This window comes from Microbacterium sp. NPDC055455 (assembly GCF_053619935.1).
The window spans coordinates 504,948-521,171 of the sequence record NZ_JBSHLB010000002.1; the positions used below are offsets into that span (position 1 = coordinate 504,948).

Below are 16,224 nucleotides of genomic sequence, written 5' to 3' on the forward strand. Positions count from 1 at the left end.
CCCGCGGCTAGGCTTGCGGGATGCCGACCAGCAATCCCCTCCTCTCCCCCAGCGCGCTGCCCTACGGACTGCCCGACTACGCCGCGATCCGGCCCGAGCACTACCTCCCCGCATTCGAGGAGGCGTTCGCCCGGCATTCGGCCGAGGTGTCGGCGATCACGAGGGCCCGGTCCATGCCGACCTTCGAGAACACGCTCGTCCCGCTCGAGGAGAGCGGCCGCCTGCTGGGCGACATCGCGCGCACCTTCTACACGGTCTCGTCCGCGGATGCGACGCCGGAGATCCAGGCGATCGAGGAGGAGCTCGCGCCGCTCATGTCGGCGCACCACGACTCCATCCAGCTCGACTCGGCCCTGTACTGGCGCATCAAGACGATCCACGACCAGCTGGACGAGCTCGACCTCACGCCGGAGCAGCGCTACCTCGTCGAGCGGCACCACACCGAGATGTCCCACGCCGGCGCCGGCCTCGGAGACGAGGCGAAGAAGCGACTCACGGAGCTGAACCAGCGGCTCTCCACCCTCACCACCCAGTTCGAAAAGAACCTCCTCGCCGACACGAACGACCTGGCGGTCGTCTTCGATGACGCGCACGAGCTCGACGGGCTCTCGGAGGGTGAGCTGTCCGCTGCGGCCCAGGCCGCCGCCGACCGCGGCCTGGACGGCAAGTGGGTCGTGACGCTCACGCTCTTCACCGGCCACCCGTACCTCGCCGCCTTGACCGATCGTGCGTCGCGGGCGCGCCTCTTGGAGGCGTCGCGCTCGCGCGGCTCTCGGGGCAACGACAACGACAATCGCAAGACGCTCCTCGAGATCGTGCGGCTGCGCGCGGAGCGCGCAGCACTGCTCGGCTACGACTCGCACGCGGCCTACATCACCTCCGACCAGACCGCGGGCTCCCCCGCCGCCGTCCACGACCTGCTCCGCCGGCTGGCGGTGCCCGCCGCCCGCAACGCCCGCCGCGAGCAGGAGAAGCTGCAGGCCATCGTCGACGCCGAACCGGCACCGTTCGCCGTCGAGGCGCACGACTGGGCGTTCTACACCGAGAAGGTGCGCGCCGCCGAGTACGACCTCGACCGTGCCGCGCTGCGCCCGTGGTTCGAGGCCGAGAGGGTGCTGCAGGACGGCGTCTTCCGCGCGGCCACCGAGCTGTACGGCATCACCTTCACCGAACGCGACGACCTCGCCGGCTACCACCCCGATACGCGGGTGTTCGAGGTGCACAACGCGGACGGCTCGGCGCTCGGGCTGTTCATCCTCGACCTCTACACGCGCGACACCAAGCGCGGGGGCGCGTGGATGAACTCGATCGTGCTGCAGTCGCGCCTGCGCGGCACCGCTCCGATCGTGGTGAACAACCTCAACGTGTCCAAGCCCGCCGCAGGGCGCCCGACGCTCCTCAGCCTCGACGAGGTCACCACGCTCTTCCACGAGTTCGGGCACGCCCTCCACGGGCTCTTCGCAACCGTGACATATCCGCACTTCGCGGGGACGAACGTGTTCCGCGACTTCGTCGAGTTCCCCAGCCAGGTCAACGAGATGTGGATCTACTGGCCCGAGATCCTCGCCTCGTACGCCCGGCACATCGAGACCGACGAGCCGCTGTCCGCCAGCATCGTCGAGAGGCTTCACGCCTCCGAGGCCTTCAACCAGGGCTTCGCGACGAGCGAATACCTGGCCGCGGCGTGGCTCGACCAGGCGTGGCACTCGCTCTCGGTCCAGGACGCCGCGGCGGACCTGGACGTCGCCGCGTTCGAGGCATCCGCCCTCGCCGACATCGGGCTGGACAACCCGGCGGTGCCGACACGCTACTCGTCCACCTACTTCGCCCACGTGTTCTCGGGCGGGTACAGCGCGGGGTACTACTCCTACATCTGGAGCGAGGTGCTCGACGCCGACACGGTCGAATGGTTCCGCGAGAACGGCGGCCTGCGCCGTGAGAACGGCGATCGCTTCCGTGATCGCCTGCTCGGCGTCGGCGGTTCCAAGGACCCGCTGGAGGCGTACCGCGACTTCCGGGGCCGGGATGCCGACACCCAGCCGCTCCTCGAGCGCCGGGGTCTCGCAGGCTAGACGCCGTCCCGGTGCGAGACCGCCCACGCCGCGGCGGCCGCCCGCGAGGGCACGCCGAGCTTGGTGCGCGCATTCGCCACGTGCCGGTGCACCGTGTGCACACTCAGGAACAGCTCCGCGGCGATCTGGGCGTCGGTGAGGCCCTGTGACACGAGCAGCAGGACCTCGAGTTCGCGGCCAGAGATGGGCGAATCGGCCTCGCGAGCGCCAGGCTCGGCAGGGGGAGCTTTCACAAGGTCGCCCGCCAGCGCGGCCTCCGGGACGCCGTCGAACGCGAGGGCGCGCCTCAGGAAGGCAGATGAGTCGCCGTGCCACGGATGGTGGTCGGAGCCGTCGAGCACCTCCAGATGCGCGCCGGGGATGGCGGACGCCGTGGCCGTGCCGAGCGCGAGGCGGATGGCCCGGTCGCCGCGGCGGTGCAGCACGAGAGTGGGCGCCGTCACGGCGGCTGCGTCGGCGCGCGCGTCGAACGAGTACACCGCCTCGAGGCCGGCGGCGGCCGACTCCGCCGTCGCGGTGGAGCGCTGATGGCGCGCATACGCGCGGCGCTGCTCCGCCGTCGCGTCCGGGTAGAAGATGTCGGACATCACCCGCGAGCTCACCCCCCAGCTGCTGCGGACGAGGTCGACCAGCGCCGCCCGATCCCCCGCCGACGCGATCGAGGCCCCGTCGAGGTAAGCGCCGGCCAGGATGAGCCGGCGCACGCGCTCGGGGTGGCGTGCGGCGAACGCGACCGCGACGGCGCACCCCGACGAGCCGGCGAAGAGCGTCGCCTGCTCGGCGTCGGCAGCGTCGAGGACCGCCTTCATCGCGTCGACGTGCGGCTCCAGCGTGTCAGGGGTGCCGGTGCGGGAACGCGAGAGTCCGCTGCCCGGAGGGTCCATCCGGATGACACGACGGTGGCGGGCCATCGCCTGGACGAACCGGCGGAAAGGCTCATACTCCCAGTCGCGCTCGAGGTGGCTCATCCACCAGCCGCCGACCAGCACCGGTGCGCCGTCGCCGAGCTGCGACCAGGCGACATCGTCGGAGCCCGACCAGGCATACCGGACGTCGATGGGGGTGGACACGACATCAGTATGGGCCACGGTCCGGCCCGCCGGGAGCGGGCCGGACCGCGGCGCACGGAGGGTCGGTGCGGGCAGCGCGGTCACGCGTCCAGCCGGTAGAACGACCAGGCCGGGTGCTCGATCGGCAGGCGTTCGGCGCGTCGCAGCCCCGCCGCAGCACTCCAGGCCATGACGGTCGGCGCGCGCAGCACGGTGCCGTGGGCGTGGCCGCTGCCCTCGGCGAGGGTGGCGGGCAGGCAGTGGAGCACGCTGAACGCCGAGAACATCCGGTCGAGCGGCCCGGCAGGCGCGAGGAACTCGTCCTCGACCTTGGCGTCCCCGATGAGGACCGCGCCGCCGGGGGCGAGCAGTCCGGCGAGCGACGACAGGGCCCGCTGCGGATCGTTCATGTCGTGGAGTGCGAGGAAGACCGTGACCAGCGTCGCCGGCCCGCCCACCAGCGCCCGGAGCGCGGCGTCGTCGCCGACGTCGGCGCACTCGAAGCGCACGCGGTCCGCGACCCCCGCCGTCTCGGCGTTGCGTCGCGCCTCCTCGATCGACGCGGCATCGAGGTCGACGCCGAGGACGACAGCCCGCGGGAAACGCCGGGCGAGGGCGATGGTGGACCAGCCGGTGCCGCAACCGGCGTCGACGATCGTCCCGCCCGCCTCGAGTTGAGACTCGATGTCGGGCAGCTGCTCGAGCCACGACGGCAGCGCGTGCGTGTAGCCCGGTCGGTAGATGACCTCCAGGCCGTTGCGCACGGGGGCGCCGAAGCGGGCGAAGCTCACGGCGCCGTCGGCGGTGAACGACTCTGCGACCGCATCGAACGCCGAGGCGATGCCGGCGAACATCGAGGCGAGCCCCGCACCGTGCACGGGCGACGTCGGATCGAGCAGGACCGCTCGATGCGCGGCCGGAAGCCGATAGCGCCGCCGTGTCCCCGCCTCGCTCTCGAGGATCCCGGCGATCGCCTGCTGGTCGAGCCACTCGCGCAGCTGACGCTCACCGTATCCGGTGAGGCCCGCCAGGTCGTGCGCCGTGACCCCGCCGGCGGCGTCGATGGCGGCGTACAGGCCCAGCCGGTGTCCGAGCTCGATGGTGAGCAGCTCGAGGGCGGGGCCGACGGATTCCAGCAGGCGCTGCGTGAGTGCCGCCGCCTGCTCGTCGGGGCCGATGATGACCGGCTCTGACAGCGCGTCCGCGCGGTCGAGGATCGTGGTGGTGGACATTCGGATTCCTTTCTGGTGCGACGCCGGGCGCATGCCCGCGTCTGGTGGACAGTCCACCCGGCAGAGCCGGTGGACGGCATCGGCAGGATCTGCCATTGCGGATCGGGCGGGATGGCCGGAACCGGCCATCCCGGTGGTGGTTCAGCGCAGCCGGCTCGCCACGGCCGCAGCCTTCTGATGCCTGAGGGCGATCCAGGTCGCGTCGGCGCGGGCGATCTCGTCGCCACGCGCGTCTACCATCGCGACGGACGTCTCGTAGCGACGACCGCGGGCTTCGCGCGTCCAGCTGTGCACGACGAGGTGCTCGCCGACGCGCGGTCGGCGGTCGACACGAGCGGTCATCGTGCCGAGGAGACAGAGGATGCCCTGCTCGAGCGCCGCGGCCGGATAGCTGGTGCAGTCGAGCGCCGCCCAGACCGCCGGATACCAGGCGAGCCCCGCGTGGGCGAACGCGCCCGACACGGTCCACGGCGCCGCCAGCCGGTCGTCGTGGCCGACGACGGGGCCGGGGGTCACGTGCATGCCGTCGGCCCGGCGCGGCCCGCAGACGACGCAGTCCGAGAGCGCGTGACGCACGCCGACGAGCGGATGCCGCTCCCGCGCGTGCACGGCGTCGGCGAACGAGGGTGCGAGCGGAGCGGCGGCGGCGACCAGGGCGCCGGGATGCGCCCTCGCGACGTCCTTGCGCCGGTCGCGGACGACCACGCCGCCCGCGCCGTCGTCGAAGACGCCGAGCGACCGACCGAGCGGGACGGGGCTCTGCAGGACGACGGACACGGTGTCGCCGTCGACGTGCTGCGCGATGGAGCCGGCCGCGAACCCGCCGTTGGCGGAGCCGCGGGGGCCGTTGAGGTGGCGCTCGATGAGGACGGTCCCGACCGGACGCGCGCCATGCCCGTCATCCGAGCCGAATGCGTGCGTCTCGACGGATGTCGACGGAGAGTGAAGCGAGATGATGAGAGCTGACATGCTCACAAGTGAACGTGCGAGGGCGGCCCGCCCGCGTCGCACGGTCGGGCCATTCGCCGGTGGCCCGAACCGGCCAGTCCCGGGTCGTGCCGGCGAGTCGAGCCCGTCGCCGCGCCGCTCCGGTCAGCTGTGCCTCAGAGCATGCCCAAGCTCCGGGCGAAAGCTCGCACCCGTGCGGCCATCACGGCGGGCACCTCCCCCACCGCGAAGTGCCCGCCCTCTTCGAGACGCTCGAAGACCCGCAGATCGCGGTAGAAGCGGCGCGCCAGTGATTCGGGGTAGTCGCCCTCGTGGCGCTGGATGTGGACGGATGCCGGAACCACGACCGGTGGCATCTCTTCGGGCTGGTCGGCCCCCTCGTAGTAAGGGCGGAACGAAGAGCCGATGGTCTGCGTGGTCCAGTAGACCATCGCCTCGGTGAGGATGCGGTCGCGCGAGATCCGGCGTTCGACGGCCCGTGGATCGCCTGCGGGCGTGTCGCTCCACTCGACGAGCTTCTCCGCCAGCCACGCGACCAGCCCCGCCGGAGAGTCGTTCAGTGCGGCCGCCAGCGTGTCGGGTCGCGTCGCCTGCACGTGGCCGTACGCGCCGTTGGCGCCGCCCCACTGCTCGAGGCGTGAGAAGAACGCCACCTCGTCGGGCGCCGTCAGCTCCGCTCGCTCGGCCATCGACGGGAAATGGGAGTGGGTCACGATGACGCCGGCCACCGCGTCGGGATACGAGCCCGCGATCAGATCGTTCACGTTGGCCGAGACGTCCTCGCCGTAGGTGAGGTACCTGTCGTAGCCCAGCACCTCCGTCATGAGCGCGTGCATCGTTGCCGCGAGGCGGACCTCGGTGACGGGGCCCTCGGAGTAGGCGGAGGAGTACGCGAAGCCCGGGAAGCTCGGCGCCACGACGTGGAAGTCAGGCAGCAGGTCGGCGAAATCGAGCTGCAGCGCGAAGGTGTGCGGCCAGCCGTGCATCACGAGCAGCGCCGGCGCGTCGTCGCGTCCGGAGCGCAGATGCGCGAAGTGGACGGTGCTGTCGCCGATGTCTGCGAGGAACTGGGGATGCCGGTTGAGCCAGGCCTCGCGGGCTCGCCAGTCCCACGTGCGCCAGGTTGCGACGAGATCCGCGAGGTAGTCGGCGCTCATGCCGGCCTCCGGCCGACGCGGCGAATCCGGCAACGGCCGGAACCGATCGAGACGCTCGCGCAGATCGGCCAGCTGAACGTCGGGGATGTGGATCGAGAAGGGGCGCGCGGTCACACGCCGACGCTATCGGCCACCCCCGACAGCCACGCGTACGGCGTCCCTGTCAGCCCGCAGTCCCGCAGACCGGTCGCGATCAGGCGCTCTTGCGCTTCTCCCGCAGCACCAGCGTGGGGGCGGCGCCCTCGTCGACCGCGGCGCGGGTCACGACCACCTTGTCGACGTCGTCGGTGGACGGGATCTCGAACATGATCGGCCCGAGCACGTCCTCGAGGATCGCGCGGAGTCCCCGGGCACCGGTCTTGCGCGCCACGGCGAGATCTGCGATCGCCTCGAGCGCCTCGCGCTCGAACTCGAGCGAGACGCCGTCGAGCTCGAACATGCGCTGGTACTGCTTGACCAGGGCGTTCTTCGGCTCGACGAGGATCTCCATGAGGGCCTCCTGGTCGAGCGGCGAGACCGATGCGACCACAGGCAGACGCCCGATGAACTCGGGGATGAGGCCGAACTTGTGCAGGTCCTCGGGCCGCACCTCGCTGAACAGGCTGAGATCGTCGCCCTTGTCGTGGAGCGGGGCGCCGAAGCCGACGCCGTGCTTGCCCACGCGCGACGAGATGATGTCTTCCAGTCCCGCGAACGCGCCGGCCACGATGAACAGCACGTTCGTGGTGTCGATCTGGATGAACTCCTGGTGCGGGTGCTTGCGGCCGCCCTGCGGCGGAACGGACGCGACCGTGCCCTCGAGGATCTTCAGCAGCGCCTGCTGAACGCCCTCCCCCGACACGTCGCGCGTGATGGAGGGGTTCTCGGCCTTGCGGGCGATCTTGTCGACCTCGTCGATGTAGATGATGCCGGTCTCGGCGCGCTTCGTGTCGAAGTCCGCGGCCTGCAGGAGCTTGAGGAGGATGTTCTCGACGTCTTCGCCGACGTAGCCCGCCTCGGTCAGCGCGGTGGCGTCGGCGACCGCGAAGGGCACGTTCAGGCGCTTGGCGAGGGTCTGGGCGAGGTAGGTCTTGCCGCAGCCGGTGGGCCCGAGCAGCAGGATGTTGCTCTTGGCGATCTCGATCTCGTCGGCGCGCTGCTCGGCCGACTGGATGGTGCCATGCGCGCGCACGCGCTTGTAGTGGTTGTACACCGCGACCGACAGCGCCCGCTTGGCGTCGTGCTGGCCGACGACGTACTCCTCGAGGAACGCGAAGATCTCACGCGGCTTCGGCAGATCGAAGTCGGCGACCACGCCCGACGAGGACTCGGCCATGCGCTCTTCGATGATCTCGTTGCACAGTTCGACGCATTCGTCGCAGATGTAGACGCCGGGACCCGCGATCAGCTGCTGGACCTGCTTCTGGCTCTTGCCGCAGAAGGAGCACTTGAACAGGTCGGCGCTCTCACCGATGCGTGCCATGCGGCTCCTCCTCGTCACCGCCGGGGAAGCCCCCAGCTGTCTCCGAGCCTAATAGGTGGGGCCGACAAGCGGCGGCATTGCGACGCACGTTGTGGACGGCCGCGGTTCGCGCTCAGCGGACACCGGACGACGAAGCGCCCCGCCACCCGACGTGCGGATGGCGGGGCGCCCGGCGCGGAACGCAGCCCTACTTCGTGAGCGCGGCCTGCTGACCCCGCTTGCGCGTGGTGAGCACCTGGTCGACGAGGCCGTACGCGACCGACTCCTCGGCGGAGAGGATCTTGTCGCGGTCGATGTCCTTGTTGACCTCCTCGACCGACTTGTTCGAGTGCTTCGCGAGCGTCTGCTCGAGCCAGGTGCGCATGCGCATGATCTCCTGCGCCTGGATCTCGATGTCCGACGCCTGGCCGTGGCCGGCCTCGCCCATCGCGGGCTGGTGGATGAGGATGCGCGCGTTCGGCAGCGCCAGGCGCTTGCCCGGCGCGCCGGCCGCGAGCAGCACGGCCGCAGCGGACGCGGCCTGGCCGAGCACCACGGTCTGGATCTGCGGCGACACGTACTGCATGGTGTCGTAGATCGCGGTCATCGCCGTGAACGAGCCGCCGGGCGAGTTGATGTACATGATGATGTCGCGATCGGGGTCCTGGCTCTCGAGCACGAGGAGCTGGGCCATCACGTCATCGGCTGACGCGTCGTCGACCTGGACACCCAGGAAGATGACGCGGTCCTCGAAGAGCTTGTTGTACGGGTCCTGGCGCTTGTAGCCGTAGGCCGTGCGCTCCTCGAACTGCGGCAGGATGTAGCGGCTGCCGGGCATCTGGAGCCCCTGCGGGGCGCTGGGTCCGAAGGTGGGGGTCTGCATTCGGGTTCTCTCTCTTTCGCCTTCGAAGCCGTCAGTTCGCCGTGCCGCCGCCGCCGATGACATCGGTGGCGGACTCGCGGATGTGGTCGACGAAGCCGTACTCGAGCGCCTCCTCGGCCGAGAACCAGCGGTCGCGGTCGCCGTCGGCGTTGATCTGCTCGACCGACTTCCCGGTCTGCGCGGCGGTGATCTCGGCGAGGCGCTTCTTCATGTCGAGGATCAGCTGCGCCTGCGTCTGGATATCGCTGGCGGTGCCGCCGAAGCCGCCGTGCGGCTGGTGGAGCAGCACGCGGGCATTGGGGGTGATGTAGCGCTTGCCCTTGGTGCCTGCGGTGAGCAGCAGCTGGCCCATCGAGGCCGCCATGCCGATGCCGACGGTGACGATGTCGTTCGGCACGAACTGCATCGTGTCGTAGATCGCCATGCCGGCGGTGATCGAGCCACCCGGCGAGTTGATGTAGAGGTAGATGTCCTTCTCGGAGTCCTCCGCGGCGAGAAGCAGGATCTTGGCGCAGATCTCGTTGGCGTTGTCGTCACGCACCTCCGACCCCAGCCAGATGATGCGGTCCTTCAGCAGCCGGTCGAAGACGCTGGTCGCGACAAGTGGTTCGGCCATGTGTACTCCTGTTTCCTTGGGTCGCCATCGAATCTACCGGGGCGCCGCGAGCGACCCGCGCGTGTTCGCCCTGGGCAGATCGGGCGGAACGAGAAGAGGACGGATGCCGCGGCATCCGTCCTCCTCGTCACCCGGTCTCGGTGCGAGCACCGAGAGGAGCGGGCGTCACTCCTTCTCTGCGGCAGCCTTCTCTGCGGCAGCCTTCTTGGCCGGAGCCTTCTTGGCCGGTGCCTTCTTCGCGGGAGCCTTCTCGGCGTCGGCGTCGGCCTTCTTGGCGGCGGTCTTGCGCGCGGGGGCCTTCTTGGCCGGCTTCTCGGCGGCCTCGGCGTCGGCATCCGTCGTCGCCTGCTCCTCGGCGACCTCGTCCTCGCCTTCCGCCTCGTCCTCGACAGCCACGAAGCCCGTGAGGTCCACCGGCTCGCCGTTCGTGTCGACGACCTTCACCTTGCCGAGGGCGACGGCCAGCGCCTTGTTGCGGGCGACCTCGCCGACGATGGCGGGAAGCTGGTTGCCCTCCTGCAGCGCGTTGACGAAATCCTGCGGAGCCATGCCGTACTGCGCTGCCGACTGCACGAGGTACTGCGTGAGCTCGTCCTGGGAGACCTGCACGTTGACCGTCTCGGCGATCTTGTCGAGCAGCATCTGCGTCTTGAACTGCTTCTCGCTCGCCTCGGCGACCTCCGCGCGGTGCACGTCGTCCTCGAGGCGGCCCTCGCCCTCGAGGTGGTTGTGCACCTCGTCCTCGATGAGCTGCGGCGGCACGGGGATCTCGACCTGCTCCAGCAGCGTCTCGATCAGCTTGTCGCGCGCGGCGGAGCCCTGCGTGAAGGCGCCCTGCTGGCCGACGCGCTCCTTGAGGCTGTCGCGCAGCTCGCCGATGGTGTCGAACTCGCTCGCGATCTGGGCGAAGTCGTCGTCCGCCTCGGGAAGCTCGCGCTCCTTGACGGCCTTGACCGTCACAGACACCTCGGCCTCCTCGCCGGCGTGGTCGCCGCCGACGAGCTTGGAGCGGAACGTGGTGTCCTCGCCCGCGGTGAGCGAGTCGATGGCCTCGTCGATGCCCTCGAGGAGCTCACCCGAGCCGACCTCGTACGACACGCCCTCGGCGCGGTCGATCTCGGCGCCGTCGATGGTCGCGACGAGATCGAGCTCCACGAAGTCGCCGGTCGCGGCGGGGCGGTCGACGGTGACGAGCGTGCCGAAGCGCGCGCGCAGGCGGTCCAGCTCCTCGTCGACGGCGGCCTCGTCGACCTCGACCGCGTCGACCTCGACCGTCGTGCCCTCGAAGGACGGCAGCTCGAACTCGGGACGGACGTCGACCTCGACCTCGACCTCGAGGTCGCCCGAGAAGTCCTTCTCGTTCGGCCACTCGGTGACCTCGGCCGACGGCCGCCCGAGGACGCGCAGCTCGTTGGCGGCGACGGCCTCGCGGTAGAAGGTGTCCAGCCCCTCGCTGACGGCGTGCTCGAGCACGGCCACGCGGCCGATGCGCTGGTCGATGATGGGCGCCGGGACCTTGCCCTTGCGGAAGCCGGGGATCTGCACGTCCTGCGCGATGTGCTCGTACGCGTGCTTGATCGAGGGCCCCAGCTCGTCGGGGCTGACCGTGATGTGCAGCTTGACCCTGGTCGGGCTGAGCTTCTCGACGGTGCTGTTCACCATGCCTGTTACTTCTCCTCTATCGGACCGCGCGAGGACGCGGCGGGCTGAAGGTCTGGGTTCGGAAATTCCGTGGCCGTGATGTCGGGGCGACAGGATTTGAACCTGCGGCCTCCCGCTCCCAAAGCGGGCGCTCTACCAAGCTGAGCTACGCCCCGGGCGGGTTCGCACGCGTGCGCGCGCCGTTCGGCCCCGAGAAGTCTAGCCGACCGAGCCGGTCGGTTCCTGCGCAGCCCTCACATCCGCTGGACCCACTGCGCCCGCCAGTCGGGGGCAGGGAAGGGCTTCGTCCAGTACGCGGTCTCCTTCGCGATGCGGCCGTCGCGCATCTCGAACACGAACACCGTCTGGTACGGATCGCCGTCGCCGTAGTCCAGGTCGGCCTGCAGCACCCACAGGTCGCCGTCGCCCACCAGCCGTCGCGGCGAGATCGCCGGAAGCCGCGGGAACGACCCGTAGACCGCACGCCGGTTGTCCGCCCCGACGATCCGCTCCCCCGACTGCGGCCACTCCATGACGGCATCGTCGTGGAACAGATCGTCCATGCCGGCGACCACGCCCGCGTTCAACGTCGCGACGAGATCCTCGACCACCTGTCTGCCCGTGCGCTCCATCGCGGCGTCCTCTCTCGGCCGCGCGTCTGGATCGACTCGGAACGGGATGTCCATCGCGATGTACTACGATTGGTCGGTGCCCGTCAGCGGGCGCACGGGGATGTAGCTCAATGGTAGAGCCTCAGTCTTCCAAACTGATGGTGCGGGTTCGATTCCCGTCATCCCCTCCGATGCCCCGAGCGGTCGGCCGACAGCCTGCCGTGCTCGGGGCTTCTGCATTCACGCGATCTGCGCTATCGCGGGCGTCCGGCCCAGGGGCAGACTGGCATGAGCACCGTTCCCCGCTCAGGAGGCGCGATGGGCAACCGCAGGTCGACGCCACAGTCGCCGCAGGCGCGCAAGCTCCCCCGCCGGCCCGCGTCGACGCTCGCCGAGCGGTGGACGCGGATCGACGACGTCGACGTGTTCTACCGCGAGTCGCCGCATGCACCGCCGGATGCCCGGGTGATGGCGCACATCCACGGCTTCGGTCTCTCGGGGCGCTACCTCCTCCCGACGGCGGAGCGGCTCGCGGACGAGTTCCACACGTACGTCCCCGACCTGCCGGGGTTCGGGCGCAGCGGCAAGCGGCGGGACATGCTCGACATCCCCGATCTCGCGCGCGCCGCCGTCGACTTCCTCGATGATCGCGGCGTCCGGAAGGCCACGCTGGTCGGCAACTCGATGGGCTGCCCCGTGATCATCGAGTGTGCGCACCGCTACCCCGAGCGTGTCGACCGCGCGGTGCTGGTGTCCCCCGCCGGCGGACTGTTCAATCAGCCGCTGCGCCGTGCCATCCGGCAGCTGTCGGCCGACGCGCCGCGCGAGCCGACCCGCATGGCGCGGGTCGCCGTGCCGGACTACGTGCGCTTCGGCGTGCCCAGCACGATGCGCATGTTCCGCGCGCTCACGCAGTACCCGTCGCTCGAGCGCCTGCTCGAGCTCCGCATCCCGACGCTGGTCGTGCTCGGTCAGCGCGACCCGCTGCTGCCCCACGCGCATCGCATCGACGAGATCGCGAGCCAGACCGACAGTCACGTCCTCATCGTGCTGCTGGAGGGGGCGGCGCACGCGATCAACTTCAGCCACCCCGGCCAGCTCGCCCACGTGATCCGCCTCTTCATGGACGACCTCCCGATCGAGAACGACCCGGAGTGGCCGGGACACGTGCGGCTGTACGAGGTGCACCGCGGCACGCACCACCCGCCGGCGAAGAGCTGAGCCGTCGCCTCGACCCGTCAGCCGACGGGGGTCGCGTCGCGATGCTCCTCCACGTGGGCGAGATAATGCTCGGCGTTGCGCAGCAGTCCGGCGCGCTCCTCGGCGGTGAGCGCGCGGCGCACCTTCGCCGGCACGCCGGCCACGAGCGAGCCGTCGGGGATCTCGGAGCCCTCCAGCACGACGGCGCCGCCGGCGACGAGGCATCCGTCGCCGATCCTCGCGCCGTTGAGGACGACGGCGCCCATGCCGATCAGCGAGCCGTCGCCGATCGTGCAGCCGTGGACGACGGCGTTGTGGCCGACCGAGACGCTCTCGCCGATCACGACGGGCCTGCCGGCGTCGACGTGGACCGACACGTTGTCCTGCAGGTTGCTGTTGCGCCCGACCGTGATGGTGTCGCCGTCGGCGCGGAGGACCGCGTTGTACCAGACGCTCGCGCCCTCGGCGAGGGTGACTCCCCCGACGACGCGTGCACCGGCGGCGACGAAGGCGGTGGGGTGCAGGTCGGGCGTCCTGCCCGCGGCAGAGAGGACTGATGCTCCGGGTGCGACCGTCATGATCCGACCCTATTGGCCAGTGCCGTCTGGATGGCCTCGGTGTACCAGGGCGCGAGGGTGTCGGCGAAGGTCACCGTGAGGTGATCCTGGTCCCGGTAGACGTTCGCACCGCCGACGACCGGTGCACAGGTTTCCGACGCGCAGAAGACGTCGGTGAAGTCGAGCAGCGTGACCGCGTCGAGGCCGGATGCCGCGTCGCGGAGCGGATCGTCGGCCACCAGCACGTCCGATCGGGCGGCGTCGCACTCGGACGTGTCGCGGGTGCGCAGGCACTTGTTCGGATCCGTCTCCCACACCGGGTTGTCGACGACGGTGATGACGGGGATGCCGCGCTCCGTCACGGTGCTCCACGCGTCGCGGTAGCCCGCGACGGCCGCGTCGTGGGCCGAGTCGAAGCCGGCCGGCGAATACGGGGTCGTCGCGATGGCCGCGGTGAAGACGGCGTCGAGGTCTGCGTCGTCGATCGCCCGCTGGACGCGCTCCCGCCATTCGGTGCACGCGGCGCCGAAGGCGCCGGGGGTCGACAGCGGGGTCGTGTTCCACGGACACGCCCCCTTGAACCAGGTGACGAGCTGCCACCCGTTGTCCTCCGCCATCCGCTGGAACGTCGAGAGCAGCTGATAGGCGTGACTGTCGCCGATCAGCGCCACCTGCGGAGCGTCTGGGTCGTCCGAGCCGAACGTGCACGACACCGGGCGCGAGTCGGTGAGCTGCACGAAGCACTGCTCGTCGGCCGGCCGGTCGATGCCCGCGAAGCCGGGTGCCGGCAGGATCGTGTCGCCGAACGCGGCGTCCGCGCACGAGGGATCGAGGACGGATGCCGCACCGAAGCACTCCGGCGGATTCTGCTGCAGCTCGGCGATGTCGCGCGTACCCCGTTCGTACAGCGGTGCGTTCGCGAACCACGCGGTGCCCGCGACCAGGGCGACGACGACCATGCCGGCCAGCGACGACCACAGCGTCACCCGCGCCGGACGCCGCGTGAGCACCTTCCAGCCGCGGACCGGATCCTCGACGAACCGCTTCGTGAGCCACGCGAGCACGAAGCACAGCACCAGCAGCGACACGCGGTGGTAGATCGTCAGTCCCCAGAACGGCACCGACGGCGCGATGACGATGAGCGGCCAGTGCCACAGGTACAGCGAGTACGAGATGTCGCCGACGAACTGAGCGGGACGGATCGAGAGGATCCTCGTCGGATACCACCAGCGGTCGGTGTTGGACGCGGCGATGACGGCCGCAGCGCCGAGCGTGGGAACAGCGGCCATATAGCCGGGGAAGGGCGTCTGCCCGTCGAATGTGAAGGTCGCGTAGAGGAGCGCGGCGATGCCCGCCCAGCCCAGCAGGAAGCTCCCGACGGCGTGGCGCACGCGCAGCAGCGGGACGAGGGCGATGAGCGCGCCGACGCCGAACTGCCACATGCGGCCGAACGTCACGAAGTAGGCAGGTGCGGGGTCGGTGATCGTGAAGACGACGCAGAACACGAACGAGACGGCCGTCACGAGCCCGAGCGCCACGATGATCGCCCGCCGACGCGCGCCGCGGAACCACTTCACCGCGACCCAGGCGGCCAGCAGCATGATGAGCGGCCACATCACGTAGAACTGCTCTTCCAGCGACAGCGACCAGTAGTGCTGGACCGTCGTCGGATCGCCGCCGTGGTTGAGATAGTCGGCGGAGTTGAGCGCCAGGTACCAGTTCTCGACGTAGAACGTCGACGCCAGGATCTCTCGCACCTCGTTCGGCAGCGCCGACGTGGGCATGAGGTACGGCGACATCACCACGACGGCGCAGAACAGCAGCACCAGGAGCGATGCGGGGAGCAGGCGTCTTGCGCGGCGGGCCCAGAACTGGCCGAGACGGACGGTGCCGGTCGCCGTGAGCTCCCGCATCAAGTGGGACGTGATGAGGAAGCCCGAGATGACGAAGAAGATGTCGACGCCGATGTAGCCGCCGGTGACACGGCCGGGCCAGAAGTGGTAGAGCACGACGCAGAGCACGGCGATCGCGCGAAGACCCTGCACGTGCGGCAGGAAGCGCGACGGCTCCGCGTGCTCCGGGCAGCGGTCGCGCGGCTCGCGCGTCACGGTCTTGGCGGGATCGCCCAGATGCTGCGGTCCGAGGTCGTGATCGGCGGAAGGCACGAATCGACGTTAGCCGCTGTGGTCGCCGCACCCGAACCGACGGGCCCGGAGGCAGCTGTTTAGCCCAGCCTTCACTTGCTTGCGGAATGACTCCCGCTGAGTACCGTTGCAGTCATTGGAGGCCGATCGCCCAGCTGAGCGACCCTCCGAACGATGGAGGCCAGACATGTCGAACACCCAGACCACCCCCGCCACCGCTGCAAACCCCGACGTCGCCGCCGCGACCGCGCAGTTCCTCGCTCCCGTCGTACTGGGTCTGCAGGCGCTCGCCGTCAACGGCAAGCAGGCGCACTGGAATGTGCGCGGCGCGAACTTCATCGCGATCCACGAGCTGCTCGACTCCGTGGTCGCCCACGCGCAGGACGGCGCCGACCAGGCCGCCGAGCGGATCGTCGCCCTGGGGCTGCCGATCGACGCGCGGGTCGCCACGGTGGCGCAGAAGACCGCCAGCGCGGTGCCGGCGGGCTTCACGCAGTGGGAGGCGCTCATCCGCAACGTCATCACCGACATGGATGCCGTCATCGCCGACGTCCAGGCGGCGATCGACGGCCTGGACGAGTTCGACCTCACGAGCCAGGACATCGCGATCGGCATCAAGGAGTCGCTCGAGAAGGACCGCTGGTTCCTCTTCGCGCACCTCGCCGAGTGACGC

14 protein-coding genes and 2 tRNA genes are annotated in these 16,224 nt (G+C 70.2%); 4 read left to right on the forward strand and 12 right to left on the reverse strand.

Annotation, left to right across the window (positions count from 1 at the left end; genetic code table 11):
* The first annotated feature begins 20 nt into the window (after window positions 1-20).
* Window positions 21-2,072, forward strand: coding sequence for a M3 family metallopeptidase (locus ACWGUG_RS08795; protein WP_452324440.1), 2,052 nt, complete (start codon window positions 21-23; stop codon window positions 2,070-2,072).
* Here the strand turns inward: ACWGUG_RS08795 and ACWGUG_RS08800 are convergent.
* From ACWGUG_RS08800 to ACWGUG_RS08845, 10 genes are all read right to left on the reverse strand, one after another.
* On the reverse strand, window positions 2,069-3,142 hold the full coding sequence (locus ACWGUG_RS08800) for an alpha/beta fold hydrolase (RefSeq protein ID WP_336397007.1): 1,074 nt from the start codon (window positions 3,140-3,142) through the stop codon (window positions 2,069-2,071). The genes ACWGUG_RS08795 and ACWGUG_RS08800 overlap by 4 nt on opposite strands.
* Window positions 3,143-3,222: 80 nt before the next feature.
* Window positions 3,223-4,353 carry a class I SAM-dependent methyltransferase gene (locus ACWGUG_RS08805; RefSeq protein WP_336397006.1) on the reverse strand — a complete coding sequence of 377 codons (1,131 nt, stop codon included), beginning with the start codon at window positions 4,351-4,353 and terminating at the stop codon, window positions 3,223-3,225.
* A gap of 141 nt (window positions 4,354-4,494) precedes the next feature.
* A complete protein-coding gene (locus ACWGUG_RS08810; protein ID WP_452324441.1) occupies window positions 4,495-5,322 on the reverse strand; it encodes a hypothetical protein in 828 nt (275 codons plus the stop codon).
* 134 nt (window positions 5,323-5,456) lie between these two features.
* Window positions 5,457-6,572 (reverse strand): epoxide hydrolase family protein, encoded by a 1,116-nt coding sequence (locus ACWGUG_RS08815; RefSeq protein WP_452324442.1) that lies wholly within the window; start codon window positions 6,570-6,572, stop codon window positions 5,457-5,459.
* Window positions 6,573-6,651: 79 nt separating this feature from the next.
* Window positions 6,652-7,920, reverse strand: coding sequence for an ATP-dependent Clp protease ATP-binding subunit ClpX (gene clpX, locus ACWGUG_RS08820; RefSeq protein WP_336397003.1), 1,269 nt, complete (start codon window positions 7,918-7,920; stop codon window positions 6,652-6,654).
* Between the two features lie 187 nt (window positions 7,921-8,107).
* A complete protein-coding gene (locus ACWGUG_RS08825) occupies window positions 8,108-8,782 on the reverse strand; it encodes an ATP-dependent Clp protease proteolytic subunit (protein ID WP_336397002.1) in 675 nt (224 codons plus the stop codon).
* Between the two features lie 31 nt (window positions 8,783-8,813).
* Window positions 8,814-9,398, reverse strand: a complete 585-nt coding sequence (locus tag ACWGUG_RS08830; RefSeq protein WP_336397001.1) for an ATP-dependent Clp protease proteolytic subunit — start codon at window positions 9,396-9,398, stop codon at window positions 8,814-8,816.
* Between the two features lie 165 nt (window positions 9,399-9,563).
* Window positions 9,564-11,057, reverse strand: a complete 1,494-nt coding sequence (gene tig / locus ACWGUG_RS08835; RefSeq protein ID WP_452324533.1) for a trigger factor — start codon at window positions 11,055-11,057, stop codon at window positions 9,564-9,566.
* A gap of 84 nt (window positions 11,058-11,141) precedes the next feature.
* Window positions 11,142-11,215, reverse strand: a tRNA-Pro gene (locus ACWGUG_RS08840).
* Window positions 11,216-11,293: 78 nt separating this feature from the next.
* Window positions 11,294-11,671, reverse strand: a complete 378-nt coding sequence (locus ACWGUG_RS08845; RefSeq protein WP_452324443.1) for a nuclear transport factor 2 family protein — start codon at window positions 11,669-11,671, stop codon at window positions 11,294-11,296.
* A 96-nt stretch (window positions 11,672-11,767) separates the two neighbouring features.
* Between ACWGUG_RS08845 and ACWGUG_RS08850 the strand changes: the two genes are divergently transcribed.
* Window positions 11,768-11,838, forward strand: a tRNA-Gly gene (locus ACWGUG_RS08850).
* A 100-nt stretch (window positions 11,839-11,938) separates the two neighbouring features.
* The gene (locus tag ACWGUG_RS08855) at window positions 11,939-12,871 is read left to right on the forward strand and encodes an alpha/beta fold hydrolase (RefSeq protein WP_452324444.1); all 933 of its coding nucleotides are present in this window, start codon (window positions 11,939-11,941) and stop codon (window positions 12,869-12,871) included.
* Window positions 12,872-12,888: 17 nt separating this feature from the next.
* On the opposite strand, the gene ACWGUG_RS08860 is transcribed toward ACWGUG_RS08855, so the two are convergent.
* The gene (locus tag ACWGUG_RS08860) at window positions 12,889-13,428 is read right to left on the reverse strand and encodes a gamma carbonic anhydrase family protein (RefSeq protein ID WP_452324445.1); all 540 of its coding nucleotides are present in this window, start codon (window positions 13,426-13,428) and stop codon (window positions 12,889-12,891) included.
* On the reverse strand, window positions 13,425-15,572 hold the full coding sequence (locus ACWGUG_RS08865) for an acyltransferase family protein (protein ID WP_452324446.1): 2,148 nt from the start codon (window positions 15,570-15,572) through the stop codon (window positions 13,425-13,427). Before ACWGUG_RS08865 ends, ACWGUG_RS08860 begins: the two co-directional genes overlap by 4 nt.
* Before the next feature lie 166 nt (window positions 15,573-15,738).
* Between ACWGUG_RS08865 and ACWGUG_RS08870 the strand changes: the two genes are divergently transcribed.
* Window positions 15,739-16,221 carry a Dps family protein gene (locus ACWGUG_RS08870; protein WP_336396996.1) on the forward strand — a complete coding sequence of 161 codons (483 nt, stop codon included), beginning with the start codon at window positions 15,739-15,741 and terminating at the stop codon, window positions 16,219-16,221.
* The last annotated feature ends 3 nt before the right edge of the window (window positions 16,222-16,224 follow it).